A 21179-nucleotide genomic window follows, 5' to 3' on the forward strand; every position below is an offset into this window, starting at 1 on the left:
GATAAGCGACGCCTGTCGCGTCAGAGGGATGGTGTCGGCAACTTCGCTGCTGTAGTTGGCGCTCGTTGGTGGAGAGACCCTAAGTCGTATCTCACGCAATTCGTGGCGTCGAACTGTGTCGGTGGATNAGTCCAGGAAATCAGGCGCGAGTCGATAAATCTACAAAGACTTCAACTGAACCGAAGATCGAGTAGAGCCCGATTGGGAGTGCGTGAACGTCCGTTAAGGCTTGCGAAGCAGCCGACTATGTTTTTTGGCTCTAACGTCGCTTCCTGGCCGACTACGGACCGGCGTGGCGGGCAGTAGCGGATACAGGTACGGCAACTGTCACACCACGAAGGGGCAGTGGAATTACGCTGAATATCCAGCGGACTCGCAGACTGAGGGAAGCTACCTCTATGAACCCGGTGGGTCGGTTCATATGTTCACCGTCCCGGAGAGCGCAACGGAAACCGCGGAGGGCTTCATGGTCGTTTGTGGCGCGAACGTCATTTTCGAGAATGGCGAATACCAGGCAGTCCGGGACACAGGCGCAATCGAGGAGGGAATCCTTGCTGCAGCAAAGCGCGCAGGACGACCCATCCCGAGGTATATCCGGCCGGCCGGCGGCGATGGCCACCGTGCGGACGCTCGACGATCTGGCGATCTGGGACCGCAATCCGGAGACGGCAAACCGGTGCGCGCAAGCATGGAGCGATGCTGGATTGCCCGCGCGTCCGGTTACGGATCTCGGGGAAGCGGTACGCGACGCCGACATCGTGAGTTGCGTAACGCTTGCGAGCGAACCGCTCATTCGCGCCGACTGGCTTTCGCCGGGAAGCCATCTCGATCTCATTGGCAGTTTCACCCCCGCGATGACGGAGGCTGAGCCTGCCCGTTTCAGCCAGGCGGCGGTTTGGGTCGATACGCAAGAAGCATTGATGAAATCGGGCGATTTGCTGAACGCAATCGAATGCGGCGCCTGGAATCGTGGCCCGCTATATGGCGATCTACAGCAACTTTGCCGGGGGAGCGTGAAAGCGCGAACGACGCCGCAGCAGCGAACCGTCTTAAAGGCAGTGGGTTCAGCCCTCGAAGATCTTGCGGCTGCGAAGCTCGCTTATCGCGCGACTCGCTCACGCTGAGACGGTAGCAACAGCCGGGCGTGCGGTTCGCGGCGTTCCAGCGCCAGTTGATCGACAAAATGGCTGAGGCGGCTCGCGTCTGAAGGCGCTTCTAAAGCGCATCTTGCGGACCGCGCGTCTTGTCATCCTTCTGGTCGATGCCGCGCGCGCGTCCGTCTTCGTAAAGTGAGTGTCGCGCCGCCCGGCCCACTGGCCCGAGGTGTGGCGCGCCACTTCAACGAATCAGTCAGGAGTTCAACCCACCATGTCCCAACCGGTGTTCATTCAGGTCGGCGCGCTTGCCGAAGGTTTCGCGCCCGCGAGCCATATTCTTCAACCCGTGAGCGAGCTCGAAGGCCGCGAGTTCGCGCTGCACTACGAGGACGGCACTGTGGACTCGCTGCGTTTCGCGGGCCCGGATAGCGTCGAAGTGGAGCGCACTCGGGCGGGGGCGGCCTCGCCCGTGCAACCGCGCGAGCGCCACGCGTGCCGTGTCACCTCCGTGCGCGACGGTATTTATTTCGTCGATTACGTGGGCGCGGCCGTGCGCCTGCTCGACGACGAGGGCAAGCCGCGCCCGGCCGCCACGAGCTACGTGCTCGACGTGCGCAGGCAGCTTTGCACAGCCGTGACCGGTACGTTGCCGAGCGAAGCGGAGACGCATATCGACGCGTTCACGCGTGTGGAACGCGGCCTGGAGCTGACGGGCGTACAGGTGCAGTTGCGCCATGGCCGTATCGGTGCGCCCGCTGCCACGGCCGAGGCGCCCCAAACGCGAGCGCCGCTGCATGCCCCGACGCGCGAACTGATCGGCATGCGCAATCTCTACACCTACAGCGTGACGGAGCGCTACGAGCACATCTATCTCAACGACAATTTTTACGCGTGGCAATGCCTAACCGGCGTCGAGGCGGGGCTCGCCGACGTGGACCGCTGCCACATGATCGCCATCGACGCAAAGCTGTACTTGTTCGTCTGGCGCGAAAAGATCGTGCCGACGCTCGGCGTGGTGATGATCGACCTCGAACGCATGAAGACCGACGGCAAGATATTCGGCTACCAGGGCAGCCGTTTCGATGCGCTTTCGAATTTTCCGGTTGGCGCGCATGCGCAGGTGCTCAACGTGACGCGGTATCCGTCATGACGCACGCCACGCTTTATGCGCGCGCCTTCGAAGGCCGGACCGTGCTGGTGACGGGCGGCGCGCAGGGCATCGGGCGGGGCATTGCCGAGGCGTTCGTGCGGTGCGGCGCGAACGTGGCCGTTGCCGACCTCCAGGCGGATGTCGCGCGCGATTGGCTCGCGCAGGAGTGCGGGGGTGGGGCTGAGTCCGGTACGCATCGTGCCTACGCCGTCGACCTCGCGCAGCACGGGGAGGCCGTGGGCCTGGTCGAACGCGTCGAGGCCGACTTCGGCCGCCTCGATGTGCTCGTGCACAACGCCGCGTATTTCCCGCTCACGCCCTTCGATGCCATCACGCCCGCCGTGCTCGAACGCACGCTTGCCGTGAATCTCTGTGCGTTGTTCTGGCTCACGCAGGCCGCCACGCCCGCGTTCGTGCGTCAGGGCGGCGGCCGCGTGCTCGTCACGTCCTCCGTGACTGGACCGCGCGTGGCGTACCCTGGACTCGCGCATTACGCGGCGTCGAAGGCTGGCGTCAACGGCTTTATCCGCGCTGCTGCGCTCGAACTCGCGCCGCAGCGCATCACGGTGAACGGCGTCGAACCCGGCATGATCCGCACGCCTGCGATGGAAAACCTCGGCGACGCCGCCTTGAACGCGCGCATTGCGGCCGCCGTGCCGCTCGGGCGGCTTGGCGAGCCGTGCGATATTGCGGGTGCGATGCTGTATCTGGCTTCGGAGCATGCCGCCTATGTCACGGGGCAGACGATCGTGGTGGACGGCGGCGCGACGCTACCGGAGGCATCGGCGGCGTTTGCGTGACGTCTCGCAGATTCAAGGCGGCTTGCAGGCCGCCTTCAGACGCTTCAGACGCGCCTCAGATGCGCTTCACAGGCGGTCGAAGGCGAGCGTCGGCACATCGACGATCGAGGAGCCGCCATCCGCGACGATCGTCGCCCCGGTCACGATCGACGCAGCGGGCGACGCCAGAAACGCGCAGACGCTGGCGATCTCGGTCGGGCTTGCTGCGCGCCGCAACGGCACATCGGCGCAGACGCGCGCGTAGGCTTCGTCGAGCGTATCGCCGTAGTGTGCAATGAGCGGCTGCATTTCGTCATCGGCCATTGGCGTGCGGACCCAGCCGGGGCATACGGCATTCACGCGCACGCCATGCGGGCCGTAGTCGCGCGCCAGCGAGCGCGTCAGGCCGAGCAAAGCGTGCTTGGCCGTGGTGTAGCCGCAGACGTCCGGGCCAGCCGCGAGCGACGCGATCGAGGCGACCAGCACGATCGCGCCGCGGCGCGCAATCAGTTGCGGCAGGCACGCGCGCGCGCTGACGAACGCAGTGTCGAGATTCGTCCGCATCGCGGCGGCCCATGCCGTGTCGTCGGTTTCGGTGGCGCGGCCCGCGCCGAGGCCGCCTGCGCATGCGATCAATGCGCCGATGCCGCCTTGCGCATCCAGTTGCGCGGTCATGCGCGCCCAGTCGGCGGCTCTCGCGGCGTCGCCGTCCAGGACCAGGCCGCCAGTCTCGGCTGCCACGCGCTCGAGCGGTGCACGCCGGCGTCCGACCAGCGCGACGCGCGCGCCCTGGGCGGCGAAGAGCCGCGCACACGCTTCGCCGATGCCGGTGCCGGCGCCCGTGATGACGACGTGGCCCGGGCCGGCGGTGGAGGGGTGGTTCATGGGGTGTCTCCTGACTGTGTCGATGAACATGGGACGAGCATAGGCCGGGCGCGTCCGGCGGCCTATCGAGCAAAAGGATGACAAGGCGCCCCGCTTCACTCGCGCGGCGTTTGCCGAATAGCGCTCACGCCGTGCAAACGCTTGTGCGTAGCATCGAATGTTGGTCGCACAGCAACAGGAGGACCGATCATGCAGAGGGATACGCAAAGCCATGCAGCGCTCCAGGCGGCGGTCGCCACGCTCGCGGGCATCGTGCGCCCCGGCGCGACGGTTTTCTATCGTATCGGCACCGATCATGCGCCGTCCGGGTTCGAGCTGTTCGGGCTTGCGGAGGCGATGCACCGAACCTGGCTGCAACGCTATTGCTTGCTCGATCCTATGCATCCGTCGCGCTGTGCGCAGCAGCGCGGCAACGTGCTCATGCTCGACTGTGAGTTGCCCGAAGCGCTGCGCGAGGCTTCGGTCTACTGGCTGCGCTTTCTGAAGCCTTACAGGGTTGTCGACGTCATGGAAGTGCTGCTGCGCGAGCAGGGTCGCGTGGCTGCGGCATTCTCGCTGCTGCGCTTCGCACCCGACGTACCCTTCAGCGCCTGCGATATTGAGCGCGCGAACGTGCTCCAGCCGCTGCTCGAAGTCGCGTTGGCCGCTACATGGGGCAGCGAGCCCGCCATGCACGCGCCACAACACGGGATGAACGTTGCGCCGCGCCTCACGCATCGGGAGGAACAGATTGCACGGCTGGTGCGCAACGGTCTTTCCAACAAAGCAATTGCGCGCGACCTCGACCTGTCGCAACCCACGGTCAAGACCCACCTGCTGAGGATGTTTCGTAAAGTGGGCGTGTCGAGCCGCACCGAACTGGTCGGCGCGTTGTTTCTGTAAAGGCAGACTTCCGCTTCGCGCATTGACGTAGTGTCTCCGCACAAACCCTGGCTTTCCCCCTTTGCCCGCGCGGGTTGCCAATTTGTGCTGCCGGACTTCCTTTTTGGCCTCCTACATTTCGTCTCAGCGGCGTGTTGTCGCATACGTCTTCCGCGTATGGCAGCAGCCTGAACGGACACGAGAACGGCTTAATGGAGAGAGATCGAATGAACGTCATAGCGGAGCCTTCAACCTCGACCGAATTGCGTAAAGGCGCACTCGGCTTAGGTTTTATCGTCTTCTTCGTGATTTCCGCAGCCGGACCGCTGGTGGCGATCGCGGGTGGCTTTCCGATTGGCATCATGCTCGGCAATGGCGCCGGCACGCCCGCGCTCCTGATCGCGACGGTGGTGATCCTGCTGATGTTCGCGGCTGGCTACACGGCGATGTCCCGTCACATCACTAATGCGGGCGGCTTTTACGCGTTCACAGCGCGTGGTCTAGGCGGCACGGCGGGCGGCGCTGCGGCATTGCTGGCGCTGCTCGGCTACAACACAATGCAGATCGGTCTGTATGGCATGTTCGGCGCGGTCTCCGCGGGCTTTCTCAGCATGCATCTGGGCATCGACGTGCCATGGTGGGCGTGTTCGCTCGTAGCGATGGCGAGTATCGCCGTGCTGGGCTATCGTCAGATTGATCTCTCCGCGAAGGTGCTCTCGTTGCTGGTCATGGGCGAATACGTGGTCGTGCTGATTCTCGATATCGCCATTCTTAAAGCGGGCGGCGCGCACGGCATCGACGCGGTTTCCTTCAAACCGCATGTGTTCCTTGCCGGGTCGCCTGCGATCGGCTTGCTCTTCTGCTTTGCGAGCTTCATTGGTTTTGAGGCCACGACGATCTATAGCGAAGAGGCGAAAGATCCGAAGCGAACTGTGCCTCTGGCGACGTATATTTCTGTACTCCTGATCGGTGCGTTCTATGCATTTTCTGTTTGGTGCATGATCATTGGCGCAGGCAGCGCCGACGTGGTGAAGACGCTTACCGCACTCTCCGACCCCACGACCTTCCTTTATTCGCTGTCGAGTCGCTACGCCAACGCAACGCTCACCGACGCGATGAGTGTGCTCTTCATCACGAGCGTGTACGCCGGTTTGCTGGCCTTCCATAACTCCGCGTCGCGCTACTTCTACGCAGCGGGCCGTGAAGGTCTGTTGCCGGCCCGGCTTGGCCGCACGCATCCGGTCCATAGCAGCCCGCACGCCGGATCGGTGGTACAGACTGTGCTGGCAGCGGTTGTCGTCCTGATCTTTATCGTCGCCAAGGCCGATCCTGTGCTGACGCTCTTTTCGTGGCTCACGAACGTCGCGACGTTGTGCATCATCGCGTTGATGGCATTGTCTTCTGCGGCGGTCATGGCGTTCTTCAGCCGGCAGCCGTCGAGGGAGGAGAGCGCCATGCGCGTGTGGTTCCTGCCGCTCTTCTCCGGTGTTGCGCTGGGCGCGGTACTGGTTCTGGCCATTATCAATTTCCCGATGCTTACGGGAGCGGGTCCGCTGCTTTCCTACTCTCTCACGGCGCTGCTGCCTGTATTCGCCGTGCTTGGTGTGGTTGCCGCCTCCCGTCTGAAACGACGCGACCCGCGCGCATTCGCGCAACTCGGCAGCTCGAAGCTCTGATTCACACACTCGCCTGGGGGCGCCGGCGTGCGCACCCCGGCGACGTCAACTAACTACAAAATGACCATGAAACGCAAAATCTCCGTCAATGCATTAGCACTACTTACTGTGGGCGCATGCGGCAGTGCCTACGCGCAAAGCAGCGTAACGCTTTATGGAACCGTTGACGCCGGTGTGATCTATTCAACCAACCAGCAGGTGACGCATGCGGACGGCTCGGTGAGCGGAGGGCATGCGGTTCAGATGAGCGGCGGCAATCTCGTGCCGTCGCGTTGGGGGCTGATGGGTTCCGAAGACCTGGGCGGCGGTGTCAAGGCGACGTTCGACCTCGAAAACCAGTTCCTCACCGGAACGGGCGCCATGCTGCAAAGCGGTTCGCTATTCAACCGGCAAGCATGGGTAGGTCTGGGCGATGATCGCTTCGGCACCCTCACAGCGGGTCGCCAATACGATTCGTATTCGGATTTCCTCGGCGTCTATGCATCGAGTAATAGCTGGGCCACGCTCTACGGTGCCCACTTCGGCGATGTCGACAACCTGAACGAGGCGTTCAACTTCAACAACGCGCTCAAATTCACGAGCGCGAACTTTGGCGGATTCACGTTTGGGGGCACGTTCAGCTTCGGCGGACAGGCGGGGGATTTTTCGGCGAAGCGCGGTTACGCGCTTGCCGCCGCCTACAATCACGGCCCGTTTTCGCTCAGTGCCGGCTATCTGTCGTTGAACCAGCCTCTCGATGCAGCATTGGGCGGGCAAACCGGCTACGTCGGCGATTTCGCCTGCACCAACGCAGCCGCGCAGTACTGCCAGTTGCAGAATGCCGAATCGCTGAAGGCATGGGGCGTTGGCGGCTCGGTGGCGATCGACAAGCTTACGCTGGCGGTCGTGTATACGCACACGCGCCTTGAAGACAGCCAGTATTTCGCCAGTGCGACGAATCCGGTTGGCTCCAATGTTTCCTTCGATATCGCCGAACTGAATGCCGTCTATAACCTGAGTCCCGAATGGACGTTGGGCGCGGCATACATCTTCAACAATGCGAAGGTAAGTGGCGGGGGATCGACGCACTTCCACCAGATCAACCTTGGCGCGAACTACGCATTGTCGAAAAGAACGGCATTGTACATGGTGGCCATTGCCCAGAAGTCGTCGGGCGACGGCCTCGGTGTCGACCCGGCGACCGGCGCCAATACCAATTACGCGCAGATCCCCAATCTTGTGAACAGCAATTCCGACCGGCAACTGGCCGTGATGGCTGGTGTCCGCGTGAACTTCTAAGCGGAGCGGTTTGGCCATGCGACGCCCGCGCTGGGCGGGCTATCGCTGCGTGAGGCCACGTGAGGCCACGTCAAGCACGTGAAGTCACGCCGTGCAGCGGTCGCAGGCGTGTTAACGGAATGAGGACCATGCAGGGAGCAACTGCCAACGAACGGGTCGATCGCGCACCGCGCGACGAACTCGGCATTATGCACAGCATCACTGGCCGAATGAGAGGGTTTCTCTACCGACAGCTCAACGATGCGACCTACACCGTGGTGTACGCAACACCGTCGATTGCAGCGCTGACGGGTTATCCGGCATCGGATTTCGTCAATAATGCCGTGAGGACACTGCCTTCGCTGACCGAAAGGGAAGACGAGGCGTACGTGGTCGACATCGTTCGAAAGGCGCTGGCAAACCGGGAACCCTGGACCATCGACTATCGGATCAAGCCTGCCAGTGGCGGCCCGGTGTGGGTGCGCGAAGTGGGGGGCGGGGTATTCGCGGAGACGGGCGAGTTGCGGTACCTGGAGGGGTTCGTCATGGAGGTGCAGGGGGAACGTGCCGCTCGCCTCGCTTCGGAGAGCCGCCTCGCGTCGATGACCGCGGCCACCAATCCGATTCTCGCCGACGTCGACGAAATCCTGAAAACGATCCGCACGCTCTCGATCCTTTCGTTCAACGCAAGAGTCGAGGCCGCGCGTGCGGGCGACGCGGGACGTGGATTTACAGTAGTGGCGTCGGAGATGAAGAGGCTGGCGGACGATACGGACAAGCTCGCCAAGCGGATCTCCGAACGTGTGACGGTGGCACGGCAAGTCCTTGCCACCTCGGTTTCAAATGGCGCTTCGAGATAAAAGGCCCAAGCCGACGTTGGCACTGGCAATTGCCGACTTGTGCTCACGCCCGATGAGCGAGCGGCGCGATGATGGCAGGCGACGCGCTTGAGGTTGAGCGATGGCGCGATGTTCCAGCATCGAGGCGGCACAATGAACAAGGCTTATGGTCGCGTGCAAACGGATGAAGCGTCGGTAGAGGCTGGAATCGTCGATGACGACCTGTTGTTGCACGCTGTTGCGCTCCTGCCCGCCGCTCAAACGGCGATCCCCGGCTGGTTCACCCGGCAGTTGTGCGCCACGCCCGTCATCATCTCCTGGGAAGAAGACGTACCAGACATCCTCCTCAGGTTGCCGCCGAGCTGGAATCTGGTGGAGCCCGCATTCTTCAGGGGATTGCACGACGACGAAGACATCGTCTCAGTCGATCCCCGTTTCTGCAATGGCGTCGACCGGTGCTCCTACGCGGTCGTCGCGCACGACGACGGTGAGCGCTTTGCGCTCCTGATGCTCGTGAACGCCGCCGAGGCTGCGCTGATGACGCATCGGCTCTTCCGCGGGGAACAGCGCTTCGATGCGTGCTTTGGCTACATCAGGTGAGTTGGCCCCTTCGTTGCAGTGCCGGAGTCAGTCCCATCGGACTGCACGGTATCCGCACTATCCCTAAGACCGCGATTGCTTGCCGATCTGTGCTGACGGTCGCCATTTCTGGGCGCTTAAAGTACCTCGAAGGGTCGCGATAGAGGCGACGGGCACTGAAGGAGAAACAGGATGTACCGCATCAAGCGCGGCGAAAGCATCCCGGAAATGGAAGCACTAGGCACGGTCGCTGACCTCGGCGCGACGGTCGTGGAAGGCGACGTTCGGGTATTCGGACTGCTCACGCACGGCTCGCACGACTCGGCGGTGAGTGCCGGCTGGTTCGGCTGCACAAAAGGGCGGTTCGACATGGTGTACCCCTGCACCGAGCAGGCGATCGTGGTGGAAGGCGAAGTCACGCTGCGCAATGGACTCACGGGCGAAACCATGCGCTACGCGCCCGGCGACAGCTGGTTCGTTCAGAAAGGCACGCCGGTTTCATGGGAAGTTCACAGCGAGCGCTTCGTCAAGCACTACTTCGCTGCGGCCTGAACCGGTTCTGTTGGAAGACAGGAGCAGACGAAGGGCTGCTCTGGTTGATTAATGAAATGCGTTTTGACGCTGCAACGCGCGAGCGGGAACTACGATGCACAATGACGAAACTGCTACGTACTATACGGCTACGAAGAAATACGATCTGAGCTTTCCTTCGCTGGAAAACGATATCGAAGCCGACGTTGTCATCATCGGGGGCGGCTTTTCAGGCATCCACACTGCGCTCGAACTGGCCGAAAACGGCGTGACGAACACGGTGGTGCTCGAGGCGCGTTATCTCGGCTTTGGCGGAACCGGCCGCAATGGCGGCCAGGTGATGGCGGGCATCGGTCACGACCTCGACGCCATCAAGAAGGACGTCGGCGAAGACGGTCTGCGCACCATTTTCGAGCTCAGCGATCTCGGGCCGCAGATCATGCGCGAACGCATCAAGCGCTACAACATCGACGCCGATTTTTGCAGCGGTTACGGCTATCTTGCCTACAACGCACGTCAAGCGAAAACGCTGCGGAGTTGGGAAAAGGAATTCAAGTCGCTTGGCAGCCCGTATGAAATTCGCTATGTCGAGGGCGCGGACGTCAAGCAGATCATCGGCTCGGACGTCTATCACGCAGGTCTGCTCCATATGGGCGGCGGCCACGTCCATTCGTTGAACCTGCTGCTCGGCGAAGCCAAGGCCGTGTCGGAAATCTACGGCGTGCGCATATTCGAATACAGTCCCGCGCTGCAGATCACCTATGGCAGTACGGTCCATGTGCGCACCGCGAAGGGCAGCGTCAAGGCGAAGAAGATCGTCTGGGCCTGCGATGGCTTCAACAACAACATTGAGCCGGAACTGCACAAAAGCACGATCAATGTCTATGCGTTCAACTCGATGACTGAGCCCCTGAGCGACGAACTGATCGAGCGCATCAGCCCGATTCGCGGCGCTTATAGCGACATCCGCCCGGTCATCAACTATTACCGCGTCACGAACGAGAACCGGCTGCTGTTCGGCTCGTCCACGTCGCTCGTCGAGCACATTCCCGCCGACCTGAAAACGTGGAACCGCAAGCTGATGCTCGAAGTGTTCCCCTATCTTCAGGACGTCAAGATCGATCTGGCGTGGGGCGGCCCGATGGCTTCGACGCTCAATCTGTTCCCGCAGATCGGCACGCTGCCCGACCGACCCAATGCGTTCTTCGTGCAGGGCTATTCGGGATTCGGTGTTACGCCGAGCCAGATTATCTGCAAGATCCTCACGGAAGGCATTCTCGGCGGGTCGGACCGTTATCGCCTGGTGAGCTCGATCCCGCGCGCGTCGATACGCGGCAAGGACCAATATCGCGCGCTGCTGGTCACGCTGGGCAAGGTGATGCATCAGAGCTCGGGCTACTGGCACGGCCGCCGTTGACCGTCGCCGCAAACATTTACTTTAGAGGAGTCTTTGAACATGAGTCTTGGCGCAATTCAGCAGGGCATCAAAATTTCGGAACTCGAAGCGTGGGGCAAGTTGAGCGACCTCGGAGCGCAAATCCTGGAGGGCGGCGACATCGCGGCATTCGGCAAGATGACCCATGGTGCGCCGACCGATCCCATTTCGGCGGCCTATTTCGGCACGACGAAAGGCAAGTTCCGCCTCGTGTATCCGTTCTCGGAGCAGGCAACCGTAGTCGACGGCCGCATTCGCATCACGGACGAATCGACGGGCGAAACGCGCACGTTCGGGGCCGGCGATTCGTGGTTCGTGACCAAGGGGACGTCGACCGTTTGGGAAGTGCTCTCCGAAGGCTTCGTGAAGCACTACCTCGCATTCGCGTGATGTCCCCTCGGCTGCGTTCAATCTGACACATGGTGCAAGCAAACATGACGAATAACGCCACGGAAGCGGCACGAGCCGCTATCGAACAGTTTCTCGACCGCGACCTCGGTCTCTTCGTCAATGGCGGTCCGCAGCGCGCGCACTCTGAGCGCTGGCTCGACGTTTTCAATCCCGCTACGGGCGAGCGTATCGCGCGCGTGCCCGACGCCGACAGCGTCGACGTGGACCGCGCTGTCGCGAGCGCGCGTGAAGCGTTCGAGCAGCGTCGCTGGAGCGGCTTGCGCCCCGCCGACCGCGAGCGCATCTTGCTGCAGCTTGCCGACGTACTCGAACGGCACGGCGAGGAACTCGCCCAGCTCGAGACCTTGAATCAAGGGAAGTCGATCAACGTTGCGCGCGCAATCGAAGTCGGGGCGACCGTAGAGTACGTGCGGTACATGGCTGGGTGGGCGACGAAGATCCACGGCGAGACGCTCGATGTATCGATTCCGTTCCCGCCGGGCGCGCAATACACGGCGTTCACGCGCAAGGAGCCGGTTGGCGTGGTGGCCGGTATCGTGCCGTGGAATTTCCCGTTAATGATCGCAGTGTGGAAGCTGATTCCGGCGCTCGCCGCGGGCTGCACGGTGGTCATCAAGCCGTCGCCGGAGACGCCGCTCACGGCGTTGCGCCTTGCTGAGCTGGCCATCGAAGCGGGCATTCCGCCCGGTGTATTCAACGTCGTGACGGGTGGGCGCGAATGCGGCGCTGCGCTTGCCGCGCATCCCGGCATCGCCAAGATTTCCTTTACGGGTTCGACGCCCACCGGGAAGCTGGTCGGCGCGGCGGCGGTGCAGAACCTCACTCGCTTCTCACTCGAACTGGGCGGAAAAAATCCGGCGGTGATGCTGGCCGACGTGAACGTCGAGCAGGCCGTTCAGGGCGTGCTGGCTGGCGGCTTTCTCAATCAAGGCCAGGTTTGCGCGGCGGTGTCGCGCGTATACGTACATCGCAGCAAATATCGCGCGATTGCCGATGGCCTCGCCGACATTGCACAGCAGATGAAAATCGGGCCCGGCAGCGATCCGGACGCACAGATCAATCCGCTCGTGTCGGCGGCGCATCGCGACCGGGTGGAACGTCATATCGCGGTCGCGAAGGAAGCAGGTCTTCATTTCCTTGCAGGCGGCGCGACCGTTGAGGGTCCGGGCTACTACGTGCGCCCGACCGTGATTGCCGACGTGCCACCGGATGCTGCGATCATTCGCGACGAGGTTTTCGGTCCGGTAGTCGCGCTCGTTCCGTTCGACGATCCGCAAGATGCGCTGCGGCTTGCCAACGCGTCGCCTTACGGCCTCGCGGCGAGCCTATGGACCAACGATCTGCGCGCTGCCATGAACATGGTGCGGGAGATTGATGCCGGCACGGTATGGGTGAACGCTCACGTGCCGCTCGATCCGAGCATGCCATTCGGCGGGATGAAGCAGTCCGGCATGGGCCGTGAATTCGGCAAGGGCGCTGTCGAGAGCTTTACGGAGACGAAATCCATCTGTATCGCGCACTAATTGTTGCGGACCGACTCTCCCTGGTTTTTTTAGAACTACAATATTACGTTAGCGCTGGCGCTTCAGTGCACTCAGCGTGGATGGGCGCGAAGTGAGCCTGTGGGAGAGTGGGGATGGAATTCAGGGTTCGGGCAACGTCCGATGTGCATGATCATTCATTCGCGGTGAATGGCTGGGAGCAGGTGTACAACCAGCTCACGCCGGGGCGTTTCGAGAGTGTCGTCATGCAGGCGCAGGCGCCCGATTTCCTGTTTTTTCGCGAGTCGACCAATCGGCGGGTCGCGCAAAATGGCGTCGCGCCGCGCGGGCTCTCGTCGTTGGCACTGCCGCTCCAAAGCCCTGTTTCCGGGACGTTCCAGGGGTGCCGGCTCGATGGCTACGCTCTCTGGTTGCTCGGATCCGGCGAGGAGTTTCGCTTCTATACGCCGGAGACGATGCATTATCTCGGCGTTAGCATTCCCACCAGCGACCTGCGCGCGCTCGCGGCAGCGGTGCTAGACGAGAAAGCGGTCAAGCTGCTTGAGCGCAACGTGGTGCCGGTGCCGACCGAAGAGGGCGAACGGGTTGGCGCCGAACTCTCCCGTTTCCTCGATGCATTCCAGCGGCAGCCCGACGCTTTCGAGAATCCCGCAGCGGGCAAGCGGTTTCGCGATGAAATCCTGAGCATGCTGCTGGAACTGTTCAATCCCCATCACGCCGACAAGCGCGACGTCACGCACGCAACTTACACTGAAATTGTTCAGCGCAGCGAGCGCATCCTTGAGGAGCGCGTGGAAGAGCCGCAGACGGTGCTTGATCTGTGTGTGGCGCTGCGTTGCAGCCGCCGTACGTTGCAGACCAGTTTCCAGCGCGTTGCCAACGTGACTCCCATCGAGTATTTACGCTCTGTGCGTTTGAACGGCGTGCGCCGCCTGTTGCGCTCGACCAGCCAGGACGAGCTCATGGTGGGGGATGCTGCGGCGCAGTGGGGTTTTACGCATCCCAGCTACTTCGCGCGCGAGTACCGCGATCTGTTTGGCGAATTGCCGTCCCAGACGCCTCGCAAGGGCTAATCGCCCCGCGAGCGTTAGCTTGACAAAGTTCTATGAGTTGCTTGGCATAACTGATTATCTGGTGGCCGGCCGGGGTCAGCGTAATGAAGCAGCGCTCGCGGCGGACTGCGAGACGAGTGCCGAAGGACCTCTCGAGTGCGAACAGGCAGCCTCGCACCTGCCACTCGGGAATATCAAGCTGACGGGCCGCGACACGCAGGTTGCCCAGTCGTGCTACAGAGAGAAATACCACGAAGTGCTTGATGTCCATTGCGCGCGCTAACGATTTTCCGATGGCCATACTACCTGTGTACTGGTGATCGGTATAAGCACGAATTGGCAATTGGACGCCATAACGATAACGCGGGAGTCGTCAACACATCTCATCACCGTGATCAGCGACACTAGCACGCGCAGAGGGTACGCTCGCCACGTTTCGTCTCTCTTGCCTTTAACATGGCCAGCGTCCTGCCAGCGGTGGAATTGTCCGCGGTCGAGTCATCGGGACGCCTTCCAGTTGACTGAGATCGACCCTTGTCTGTCACTCATTGATTGTCAGCGACTGGCCGCTGTGGATACAAATTCGGACGGACATCTGGCGGGATACACGGCAATAGACGAATGAGTATGATCAAAGCGGCAAGCAGCGTGCAGTCGCACGATTCTGCTCAGAACGCGGCGTCAATATTCAGGTATTAATTCAGCCGCTATCGCATTTTTTCCACGCGATGCCCTCATTTTTTCACTACGTTTACGCGGCATGGCTTACCCTGACACAGGGTTGAAACCGGAGGGACATCTGGACGCTGCTGATGGGTTCGTCTGTATGGCGACGCGTCGCAGCTTCAACTCGCGGCTACGCTCGTTCGCGCTCGTGCGAGTCGTTCGCCGCCGAGCGCGTGAACAAGCACGCACGGTCAGTCGTGCGCATCAACACCGATAAGGAGTCGAAATGTCGGGCCCTGACAGTTATCCCATATGCCGCTCACCTCTGCCTTTGTTTTTAAGTGAGGAAAGCAGGTAGACCTCTGTCGCCGCGCCAATGATCCGCCCGGTCTTCCGTGTCTACTGGCTTTCCACAATAACGCGTCAAGCCAGACGCACGGAGCACAATCATGAACTTCGGCCTCCTCCTGTCGAACCTGCCGCACGTCGACGAAGCACGTGTCCAGTACGACGCGATACTTTCGCTGCAAACGCGGGAACAGCACCGGTTCGCAGCCTTCTGGCGCCGCCTGAAAGCCCTCATGTCCTGAGCAACTGCGGGGCTTCCCACCATACGCGAACTACGCCGTCGGTCAACGACATACATCCCTGAAGCTCACCGCTTTCGGGCGATGGATCAATGCGCTCGCGACGCGCAAAACGCTTAGTCGGATAGTGCGACGACGCCCGCGGCTTCGCCGCACGTAGTCCGCCCAATTGTATGGCTCTTGTGGAGTGAACTGCGGTCATTCGCACTGGACTCGCGCACGAATGTTGATGGCCGAACTCGGAAGGTCGTCGCCCAACGCTGCTCGTCCATCCTACTGCCGCTCCGAACTTCCGCAGTCGACCCGAAGCGGTCCTTCGCGAGCGCCCAAAGCAGTCATTCACCTCGCTCGACGGCGCGTTGTATTTGGTTGATCAGAGTTGCAAGCTCTGGCTTGTCTCCCCACATGTCAAATTCCCGAGTCGCAATCACTCCCATCGTAAGCGGTCCCTGTTTATGCTCCGACGGCTCGCCGGAAATTTGAGCGCGGCACCACCTCAGTTGACGGTAAATGCTCTGCACATTAGGCCATGTAGGGGATAGCATGGGCCCGATGACTGATAGCGCTTCGTCGATCTTGAGCAACAACTCGGTGTTCATCATGTCGGTCAATAAACGCGGGCGCTACTTTACGAAGATACTCGCCGAGCTATCCACATGCAGCGGAAAGCCGTGACTCGCGCACCACGTCGCCAATTGGACGTAGACTGAGTTCCAATACGGACGCGCCCATGTTGGCGCTAGGTCCAGCCAAGCGGGTTCCGTGGGAATGTACACAGAGGGGACCCCCATTGGCATCTCAAGGACGAATTCGCCCAGCGTACAGGAGCAGACTAATTCTTCTTTCCATCGAGGTTGAAAGGTGAAGTCCAAACCTCATTCTCCAGAAATCACGCGGTCAGAACGATTTCAGGCGCAGCCGATTGAGCACATTGAATACGATGTCCGGATCGATTTGCGCGTGGTAGTTGAAGTGCACATATAGCACGTCGGAACGAGAGTCAAGGTCCGAAAGTGTAATGGGCGACACACTTAGCGGTTTGGGGGCGGGCCATTGCTGCGCAATGACGGCGAGTGGACGCCCCGACACGGCAGACCAAGTCGCTTTCCCGCCGGCTACCGAAGGTAGGTAGCTCAATTGCGAAACGTATCGAAGAATGTCAGCGATTGTCCGATCGCTTGAAACACCAAACTCCAGGCGGTGAGGAGCGTCAATATCGTCTCCGGCTGCAACGCTGTCGCGTGTGACGACGATTTTTTTGTTGGGGCCACTGTCAGAGTGCGTCATTTCGACTGAGTTCAATTGTCCGAGAGGCACGCGAAGGTTTTCAAGATGGCAATTGCCTCGGTGAATGTCAAAAAATTCTCCACACTTCGGAGCCAATGAACGAAAAGGGGGCCTGCGAAGGTGTCGTCACATCCAGAATTGAGGGCCATTCGATGCACGGATTGTAGATGTATCGCGGCAAAACGAAGTATCGGGAATGTCTCACATCGACAATAGTCGTCAGTCTTTCGAATTTCCTCTCCATCCAACTGAAGGCAATGAAGTTCGAGCAGTTTGACATCGAGAACATGCAACCCCACGCATAGCCCGGAAACCGGCGACCGGCCACATCGACAACGTGATATGAATCCCCGTGCGGAGGTTCGCCCTGATATCGCAGAGTGATCTCATAGCTGCGATCAGGCGGAGTGAGCAGATAGTCGCCCATGCCAGCCCAATGGCAAAGGTTATCCGCGGTAAACTGGATCTCGCAAGGTTCCATCTGCCTGATTTCCGTCGAAAGCGAAGGTGTTTCACCGGATTGTCGACGATTCACGCCGGTATGTCGAACGACCGGTAGTGGCCGCACTGGGTCCCACGACCGGGCACGCCGCTCGCCTCGGCCGCATCTCACGCAATAGGCATAACCAACCCCAAGCGGTCAGTTAGAATCCTCGAAAGCGGTCGTTCGGTGAAGCACACTGTACGGATAATCAAACCATGTTCACCCCAGAGTTTTCGGCCCGTGATCGACCTGAACATGCTTTGGTCGTCAATCATTTTATCGAGACGGAGGAAGCGCTCAAGCTGAGTCTCGCTTTCGTTCGTGCTCGTATCCACTACGGACGCCAACACGTCCCATCGCCCACAGTGCGTTTTGTGGCGTACTACGATGTGCGCGGGCAAAAGGTTGGGGGCGACCTCGAAGCGCGCTTGACTAACGCTCTTCAGGACATCGCTGAGGTTAAGGTGAAGCGATCATGAGTCTTCAGCTCATAGTTCACTGCGGCAGTGTCGCCGAAGTAGAGACCATGCTTTCTGCGTCCTGCGGCAGCGCTGCCGAAGTATTCGCTATCGATACGGACAACATTGGGGTTTCCATTCCAACGTTGTTGCTGGACTCTGTTGGGGAAGAGAGGATCCGAGCCGCGCTCAGTCATGCACGCGTTTACGATCTCTACTCTGGCATTTGGAATGACGCCACGTGACCGGACATCACATACACCCCGATCTGGATCGTCCCATGGCTGACCGTTCCTAGCCGAGCACAGTCCGGTTGCCGTAAAACAGCCCCTAGCTTGACTATGAAGCGGTATCCCGTTGCACGTAGAAACCCCACACGCCGTTGGAAAGCTCAGTGGCTGCGAAGCAAACTGCCTTTCCAGGAATTGTGATTTCATAGACCCATGCACGATGACGTTCGCTGGGATAAGCAGGGTGCGGAACGACAATGTGTTCCTGAGACACCCGTCGCCAGTTGCTGGCGTGCAACCACGGATTGATGCCATTGATCGAGAGAGGTGCGCCCTCAAATCCAACATGAATTGGCTTCCAGCCGTCGGTAAATTCTTCGGTTAGCATCTTGGTCTTCTGGATTCTCGATTATCTTGCCGACTATCTCGAACGACCGGTTGTGGCCGATCGCGGAAGTAGCCGTCGCGATGTGCCCGGAGGGCCGCATGGGGGAGCGCGCCGGCGCTGACCTGGAGAGACGGCGGCATGACGGGGACGGCCATACGCATTCAGCGGTCTCCGCAGGAAACAGGCGACGCCAGGTCGACCTTCCCGTGATAAGCGGCGTTCTCGAGTCCAACTCGCGTTTTATAACGCTTCGATAAAGTTGTTCTCGGCCACGAACGGGAGAGTGGTACAAGTGTTTATGCGGAGGCACGCGGGCCAGCTTTCGGACGGCTGGTTCCCAAAGCACTACCTCAGTTTCACGGCTCCCGAGAAATGAGGTCGTCCTGCCACAGTCATGCGTCGCACCATGAGCATGACACGTTCGAATTCTGCTGCGTGCTAGGCAAATCTCCGGCGGTCTCACGCGTGAGTTCTGGATCCGGTAGCGCTCGCAGGCATAGATTTCTCGCCTGACAAGCCGGTTACCTTAGTCAATGCTTCGCCTTCCATATCGGGTTCGCCCCGTGTGGACAACATCGCTGTACACAGGACAGGCCTGTGTACAGCGATGTTGTCCACACTCGAGAATTGACGCGCCCGCGTTGCGGGCTTGCCCAAATTAAAAATAAGAGACAAGAGGTTCTGCTACGGGTCGATGGTCTGGCCCTGGCCGCGCGCGGCCGGAGCGTTGGGGTGTGCGGCTGTGGGTGTGGATGTCATTCGGCGGCTCAGTTGCGCTGATCAGCGCCCAGTTGTGGATATTGACGAAGCCGAGGGTACGCCGCTTTAGCGGCGCGTGTCTTGAACGATCGTGACGATGCTGTGCGTCGCCCGCAGCTACACAGCGCGCGCGATCTGCTCGCGCAGCCAGCGATGCGCGGGGTCGCGATGCGGGCGCTCGTGCCAGAGCATGCACATTTCGTAGCCAGGTACCTCGACAGGCGGTTCGACCACGCGCAGCGCAGCGCTTTCGCGTACGAGCCTCCACGGCAGCATCGCCACCAGGTCGCTGCGTTCGAGTACTGAAACGACAAAAAGAAAGTGCGGAACGGAGAGCACGACGCGCCGCGTGAGTCCGGTTTGCGAAAGCGTTTCGTCGGTGATGCCGCGAAATCCGCCGCCATCGGGCGAGACGATCACGTGCTCCAGTGCGCAGAACTGCTTGACGCTCGGACGGCGCTTGAGGCGCGGATGGTCCGCGCGGCCCGCAAGCACGTAGCGCTCGGTGAAGAGCGCGCGCCGGCGCAGGTTCTCGGGTGCGTCGCTGGTGGTATGGAAGGCCAGATCGATTTCGCCCTGCGCCGCCTGCTTCGCGACGCGCGCGGGCGCGAGTTCGACCACGGCAAGGCGCGTATGCGGCGCGGCCTCGCGCAAGCCACGCAGCGCCGGCAACGCGATGGTGGACTCGCCATAGTCGCTCGCGGCCACGCACCAGGTATCGCGGGCGCTGGCCGGATCGAACGGGCTCTCGGGCGCAATTGCCCGCTCGAGCGATTCGAGCGCCTCGCGCAGGGGCTCGCGCAACGCCAGCGCGCGAGCCGTGGGCTGCATGCCGCGTGGGCCTGGCAGCAGCAGTGGATCGCCCAATATCTCGCGCAGCCTCGCCAGATGCACGCTAACCGAGGGCTGCGAGAAGTTCAGGCGTCGCGCCGCGCGTGTGACGTTGTGCTCGGCGAGCAGCACGTCGAGCGTGACGAGCAGGTTGAGATCGAGGCTGCGCAAATTAGCGGACATAATGGCTGGTATTTTCGTTATTCATTTCCACTATAGCAGCCGGGAAACTAAGCTGGGTTCGTACCCGATCACGGAGCCCTCCTATGAATATCCTGCTCGTCTATGCGCATCCCGAACCCAAGTCGCTCAACGGCGCGCTCAGAGACTTCACCGTGCGGCGTCTCGAGGCGGCGGGTCACGCCGTTCAGGTGTCGGACCTCTATGCCATGAACTGGAAAGCGACGCTCGACGCGCAGGACAGTGTCGAGCGCCGGGGCGGCGCGCCGTTCGATCCGTCGCTCGATTCGAAGCACGCTTTCGAGAACGGCCTCCAGGCCGGGGACATCGCGCGGGAGCAGGCCAAGCTCTTGTGGGCCGATACGCTCATCCTGCAGTTTCCGCTCTGGTGGTTCTCCATGCCTGCCATCCTCAAGGGCTGGGTGGAGCGTGTATTCGCGTACGGCTTCGCCTATGGCGTGGGCGAGCACTCCGACGTGCGCTGGGGAAACCGTTACGGCGAAGGTACGCTGGCCGGCAAGCGCGCGATGCTCGTCGTGACGATGGGCGGCTGGGCGTCGCACTACGGGCCTCGGGGCGTGAACGGCCCGATCGACGACATTCTGTTCCCGATCCATCATGGCGTGCTCTATTACCCGGGCTACGACGTGCTGCCGCCGTTTCTCGTGTATCGCACGGGACGCATGGACGAGGTGCGCTATGCGCAAACGCGCGACGCGCTCGGTGCTCGCCTCGATGCGCTGGCAAAGACCGAACCCATTGCGTTTCGCAAGCAGAATGGCGGTGCGTATGAAATCCCGGCGCTCACGCTGCGTGAAGGCGTTGCGCCGGAACGCACGGGGTTTGCCGCGCACGTAGCGTAAGCGTGGGCGGTGGCGCTTGCGGGCTCCGCGAGCGGCCGGGAGACGATCCGCCTAGCGCCCCATGCGCCGGTCGTAGCTGCTCACGACCCGGTGAATCAGCGTGGGGTCGCGTGCGTCGGCGGTATCGAACTTCACGACCACGCTGCCGTCGGATTGCTGGTGCACGTTCGCCGTCACGGTGCCGCCGTCGAGTGTTCCTGCAATCGTGCCCGTGCCGGGGTCCTGCATGGTGATCGTGAGTCCCTCGTCGCGCATCGCGCCCGCTGCGGCGGCGAATGACCGGTCGTAGCTGGCGGGCGTCATGACCACGGTGCCGGGCGGCACCGCATAGTAGGGACATCCCGCCAGTGGCAGCAGGCAGGCACAAACCCCTGCGAACATGAGACCCCTCA

The 21179-nt window shown here is 61.4% G+C and carries 24 protein-coding genes; 17 read left to right on the plus strand and 7 right to left on the minus strand.

Annotation, left to right across the window (positions count from 1 at the left end):
- The first annotated feature begins 551 nt into the window (after window positions 1-551).
- From A3CW_RS48135 to A3CW_RS0131505, 3 genes are all read left to right on the plus strand, one after another.
- A complete protein-coding gene (locus tag A3CW_RS48135) occupies window positions 552-1124 on the plus strand; it encodes a hypothetical protein (RefSeq protein ID WP_245623789.1) in 573 nt (190 codons plus the stop codon).
- Between the two features lie 244 nt (window positions 1125-1368).
- Window positions 1369-2247: a MoaF C-terminal domain-containing protein gene (locus tag A3CW_RS0131500; protein ID WP_028207124.1), complete on the plus strand. Its 879-nt coding sequence runs from the start codon at window positions 1369-1371 to the stop codon at window positions 2245-2247.
- The gene (locus A3CW_RS0131505) at window positions 2244-3047 is read left to right on the plus strand and encodes an SDR family oxidoreductase (protein WP_028207125.1); all 804 of its coding nucleotides are present in this window, start codon (window positions 2244-2246) and stop codon (window positions 3045-3047) included. The genes A3CW_RS0131500 and A3CW_RS0131505 overlap by 4 nt, the downstream gene beginning before the upstream one ends.
- Before the next feature lie 66 nt (window positions 3048-3113).
- Here A3CW_RS0131505 and A3CW_RS0131510 read toward each other — a convergent pair whose 3' ends face one another.
- Window positions 3114-3911 (minus strand): SDR family NAD(P)-dependent oxidoreductase, encoded by a 798-nt coding sequence (locus A3CW_RS0131510; RefSeq protein WP_028207126.1) that lies wholly within the window; start codon window positions 3909-3911, stop codon window positions 3114-3116.
- A 189-nt stretch (window positions 3912-4100) separates the two neighbouring features.
- On the opposite strand from A3CW_RS0131510, the gene A3CW_RS0131515 reads away from it, so the two are divergent.
- The 10 genes from A3CW_RS0131515 to A3CW_RS0131560 all read left to right on the plus strand — a co-directional run bounded on the left by A3CW_RS0131515 (window position 4101) and on the right by A3CW_RS0131560 (window position 14075).
- On the plus strand, window positions 4101-4793 hold the full coding sequence (locus tag A3CW_RS0131515; RefSeq protein WP_051481837.1) for a helix-turn-helix transcriptional regulator: 693 nt from the start codon (window positions 4101-4103) through the stop codon (window positions 4791-4793).
- A 206-nt stretch (window positions 4794-4999) separates the two neighbouring features.
- Window positions 5000-6448, plus strand: a complete 1449-nt coding sequence (locus A3CW_RS0131520; RefSeq protein WP_028207128.1) for an APC family permease — start codon at window positions 5000-5002, stop codon at window positions 6446-6448.
- Window positions 6449-6514: 66 nt separating this feature from the next.
- Window positions 6515-7726: a porin gene (locus A3CW_RS0131525; protein ID WP_028207129.1), complete on the plus strand. Its 1212-nt coding sequence runs from the start codon at window positions 6515-6517 to the stop codon at window positions 7724-7726.
- Window positions 7727-7854: 128 nt separating this feature from the next.
- Window positions 7855-8565: a methyl-accepting chemotaxis protein gene (locus A3CW_RS48140; protein WP_161782961.1), complete on the plus strand. Its 711-nt coding sequence runs from the start codon at window positions 7855-7857 to the stop codon at window positions 8563-8565.
- A 132-nt stretch (window positions 8566-8697) separates the two neighbouring features.
- Entirely contained in the window at window positions 8698-9144 is a 447-nt protein-coding gene (locus tag A3CW_RS48145) for a hypothetical protein (RefSeq protein WP_051481839.1), read from the plus strand.
- A gap of 171 nt (window positions 9145-9315) precedes the next feature.
- On the plus strand, window positions 9316-9675 hold the full coding sequence (locus A3CW_RS0131540) for a cupin domain-containing protein (RefSeq protein ID WP_028207130.1): 360 nt from the start codon (window positions 9316-9318) through the stop codon (window positions 9673-9675).
- Between the two features lie 94 nt (window positions 9676-9769).
- Complete coding sequence (locus A3CW_RS0131545; protein WP_028207131.1) at window positions 9770-11071, plus strand: NAD(P)/FAD-dependent oxidoreductase; 1302 nt, start codon at window positions 9770-9772, stop codon at window positions 11069-11071.
- A 39-nt stretch (window positions 11072-11110) separates the two neighbouring features.
- On the plus strand, window positions 11111-11479 hold the full coding sequence (locus tag A3CW_RS0131550; protein WP_028207132.1) for a cupin domain-containing protein: 369 nt from the start codon (window positions 11111-11113) through the stop codon (window positions 11477-11479).
- 44 nt (window positions 11480-11523) lie between these two features.
- Window positions 11524-13023: an aldehyde dehydrogenase family protein gene (locus A3CW_RS0131555; protein ID WP_028207133.1), complete on the plus strand. Its 1500-nt coding sequence runs from the start codon at window positions 11524-11526 to the stop codon at window positions 13021-13023.
- Window positions 13024-13136: 113 nt separating this feature from the next.
- Window positions 13137-14075, plus strand: coding sequence for a helix-turn-helix domain-containing protein (locus A3CW_RS0131560; RefSeq protein ID WP_028207134.1), 939 nt, complete (start codon window positions 13137-13139; stop codon window positions 14073-14075).
- Here the strand turns inward: A3CW_RS0131560 and A3CW_RS54590 are convergent.
- Window positions 13996-14355 carry a LysR family transcriptional regulator gene (locus tag A3CW_RS54590; protein ID WP_081771895.1) on the minus strand — a complete coding sequence of 120 codons (360 nt, stop codon included), beginning with the start codon at window positions 14353-14355 and terminating at the stop codon, window positions 13996-13998. The genes A3CW_RS0131560 and A3CW_RS54590 overlap by 80 nt on opposite strands.
- Before the next feature lie 814 nt (window positions 14356-15169).
- Here A3CW_RS54590 and A3CW_RS53440 point away from each other — a divergent pair.
- A complete protein-coding gene (locus A3CW_RS53440) occupies window positions 15170-15310 on the plus strand; it encodes a hypothetical protein (protein ID WP_169739126.1) in 141 nt (46 codons plus the stop codon).
- Window positions 15311-15642: 332 nt separating this feature from the next.
- Here A3CW_RS53440 and A3CW_RS54595 read toward each other — a convergent pair whose 3' ends face one another.
- Both A3CW_RS54595 and A3CW_RS52600 read right to left on the minus strand, forming a co-directional pair.
- Window positions 15643-15909, minus strand: coding sequence for an immunity protein Tsi6 family protein (locus A3CW_RS54595; RefSeq protein WP_028207136.1), 267 nt, complete (start codon window positions 15907-15909; stop codon window positions 15643-15645).
- 295 nt (window positions 15910-16204) lie between these two features.
- The gene (locus tag A3CW_RS52600) at window positions 16205-16594 is read right to left on the minus strand and encodes a hypothetical protein (RefSeq protein ID WP_154678084.1); all 390 of its coding nucleotides are present in this window, start codon (window positions 16592-16594) and stop codon (window positions 16205-16207) included.
- Between the two features lie 699 nt (window positions 16595-17293).
- Between A3CW_RS52600 and A3CW_RS0131590 the strand changes: the two genes are divergently transcribed.
- Window positions 17294-17557, plus strand: a complete 264-nt coding sequence (locus A3CW_RS0131590) for a hypothetical protein (RefSeq protein ID WP_028207137.1) — start codon at window positions 17294-17296, stop codon at window positions 17555-17557.
- On the plus strand, window positions 17554-17781 hold the full coding sequence (locus A3CW_RS0131595; protein WP_028207138.1) for a hypothetical protein: 228 nt from the start codon (window positions 17554-17556) through the stop codon (window positions 17779-17781). Before A3CW_RS0131590 ends, A3CW_RS0131595 begins: the two co-directional genes overlap by 4 nt.
- A gap of 94 nt (window positions 17782-17875) precedes the next feature.
- On the opposite strand, the gene A3CW_RS52605 is transcribed toward A3CW_RS0131595, so the two are convergent.
- Together A3CW_RS52605 and A3CW_RS0131600 are read right to left on the minus strand one after the other, a co-directional pair.
- Window positions 17876-18154: a hypothetical protein gene (locus A3CW_RS52605; protein ID WP_154678085.1), complete on the minus strand. Its 279-nt coding sequence runs from the start codon at window positions 18152-18154 to the stop codon at window positions 17876-17878.
- Between the two features lie 876 nt (window positions 18155-19030).
- Window positions 19031-19927, minus strand: a complete 897-nt coding sequence (locus A3CW_RS0131600; RefSeq protein WP_035514548.1) for a LysR family transcriptional regulator — start codon at window positions 19925-19927, stop codon at window positions 19031-19033.
- An 83-nt stretch (window positions 19928-20010) separates the two neighbouring features.
- Here A3CW_RS0131600 and A3CW_RS0131605 point away from each other — a divergent pair, with 83 nt between their 5' ends.
- Entirely contained in the window at window positions 20011-20787 is a 777-nt protein-coding gene (locus A3CW_RS0131605; RefSeq protein ID WP_028207140.1) for an NAD(P)H-dependent oxidoreductase, read from the plus strand.
- A gap of 51 nt (window positions 20788-20838) precedes the next feature.
- Here the strand turns inward: A3CW_RS0131605 and A3CW_RS0131610 are convergent, their stop codons facing one another.
- On the minus strand, window positions 20839-21168 hold the full coding sequence (locus A3CW_RS0131610; protein WP_028207141.1) for a hypothetical protein: 330 nt from the start codon (window positions 21166-21168) through the stop codon (window positions 20839-20841).
- Window positions 21169-21179 lie beyond the last annotated feature (11 nt).

It is taken from the genome of Paraburkholderia nodosa DSM 21604, assembly GCF_000519185.1.
Taxonomy (GTDB): domain Bacteria; phylum Pseudomonadota; class Gammaproteobacteria; order Burkholderiales; family Burkholderiaceae; genus Paraburkholderia; species Paraburkholderia nodosa.

Bases quoted from the DNA above. Each gene is read 5' to 3' on its own strand.
- A3CW_RS0131500 (WP_028207124.1), top strand. From the start codon at position 1,369: ATGTCCCAACCGGTGTTCATTCAGGTCGGCGCGCTTGCCGAAGGTTTC.
- A3CW_RS0131505 (WP_028207125.1), top strand. From the start codon at position 2,244: ATGACGCACGCCACGCTTTATGCGCGCGCCTTCGAAGGCCGGACCGTG.
- A3CW_RS0131510 (WP_028207126.1), bottom strand. From the start codon at position 3,911: ATGAACCACCCCTCCACCGCCGGCCCGGGCCACGTCGTCATCACGGGC.
- A3CW_RS0131515 (WP_051481837.1), top strand. From the start codon at position 4,101: ATGCAGAGGGATACGCAAAGCCATGCAGCGCTCCAGGCGGCGGTCGCC.
- A3CW_RS0131520 (WP_028207128.1), top strand. From the start codon at position 5,000: ATGAACGTCATAGCGGAGCCTTCAACCTCGACCGAATTGCGTAAAGGC.
- A3CW_RS0131525 (WP_028207129.1), top strand. From the start codon at position 6,515: ATGAAACGCAAAATCTCCGTCAATGCATTAGCACTACTTACTGTGGGC.
- A3CW_RS48140 (WP_161782961.1), top strand. From the start codon at position 7,855: ATGCAGGGAGCAACTGCCAACGAACGGGTCGATCGCGCACCGCGCGAC.
- A3CW_RS48145 (WP_051481839.1), top strand. From the start codon at position 8,698: ATGAACAAGGCTTATGGTCGCGTGCAAACGGATGAAGCGTCGGTAGAG.
- A3CW_RS0131540 (WP_028207130.1), top strand. From the start codon at position 9,316: ATGTACCGCATCAAGCGCGGCGAAAGCATCCCGGAAATGGAAGCACTA.
- A3CW_RS0131545 (WP_028207131.1), top strand. From the start codon at position 9,770: ATGCACAATGACGAAACTGCTACGTACTATACGGCTACGAAGAAATAC.
- A3CW_RS0131550 (WP_028207132.1), top strand. From the start codon at position 11,111: ATGAGTCTTGGCGCAATTCAGCAGGGCATCAAAATTTCGGAACTCGAA.
- A3CW_RS0131555 (WP_028207133.1), top strand. From the start codon at position 11,524: ATGACGAATAACGCCACGGAAGCGGCACGAGCCGCTATCGAACAGTTT.
- A3CW_RS0131560 (WP_028207134.1), top strand. From the start codon at position 13,137: ATGGAATTCAGGGTTCGGGCAACGTCCGATGTGCATGATCATTCATTC.
- A3CW_RS54590 (WP_081771895.1), bottom strand. From the start codon at position 14,355: ATGGCCATCGGAAAATCGTTAGCGCGCGCAATGGACATCAAGCACTTC.
- A3CW_RS53440 (WP_169739126.1), top strand. From the start codon at position 15,170: ATGAACTTCGGCCTCCTCCTGTCGAACCTGCCGCACGTCGACGAAGCA.
- A3CW_RS54595 (WP_028207136.1), bottom strand. From the start codon at position 15,909: ATGATGAACACCGAGTTGTTGCTCAAGATCGACGAAGCGCTATCAGTC.
- A3CW_RS52600 (WP_154678084.1), bottom strand. From the start codon at position 16,594: ATGACGCACTCTGACAGTGGCCCCAACAAAAAAATCGTCGTCACACGC.
- A3CW_RS0131590 (WP_028207137.1), top strand. From the start codon at position 17,294: ATGTTCACCCCAGAGTTTTCGGCCCGTGATCGACCTGAACATGCTTTG.
- A3CW_RS0131595 (WP_028207138.1), top strand. From the start codon at position 17,554: ATGAGTCTTCAGCTCATAGTTCACTGCGGCAGTGTCGCCGAAGTAGAG.
- A3CW_RS52605 (WP_154678085.1), bottom strand. From the start codon at position 18,154: ATGCTAACCGAAGAATTTACCGACGGCTGGAAGCCAATTCATGTTGGA.
- A3CW_RS0131600 (WP_035514548.1), bottom strand. From the start codon at position 19,927: ATGTCCGCTAATTTGCGCAGCCTCGATCTCAACCTGCTCGTCACGCTC.
- A3CW_RS0131605 (WP_028207140.1), top strand. From the start codon at position 20,011: ATGAATATCCTGCTCGTCTATGCGCATCCCGAACCCAAGTCGCTCAAC.
- A3CW_RS0131610 (WP_028207141.1), bottom strand. From the start codon at position 21,168: ATGTTCGCAGGGGTTTGTGCCTGCCTGCTGCCACTGGCGGGATGTCCC.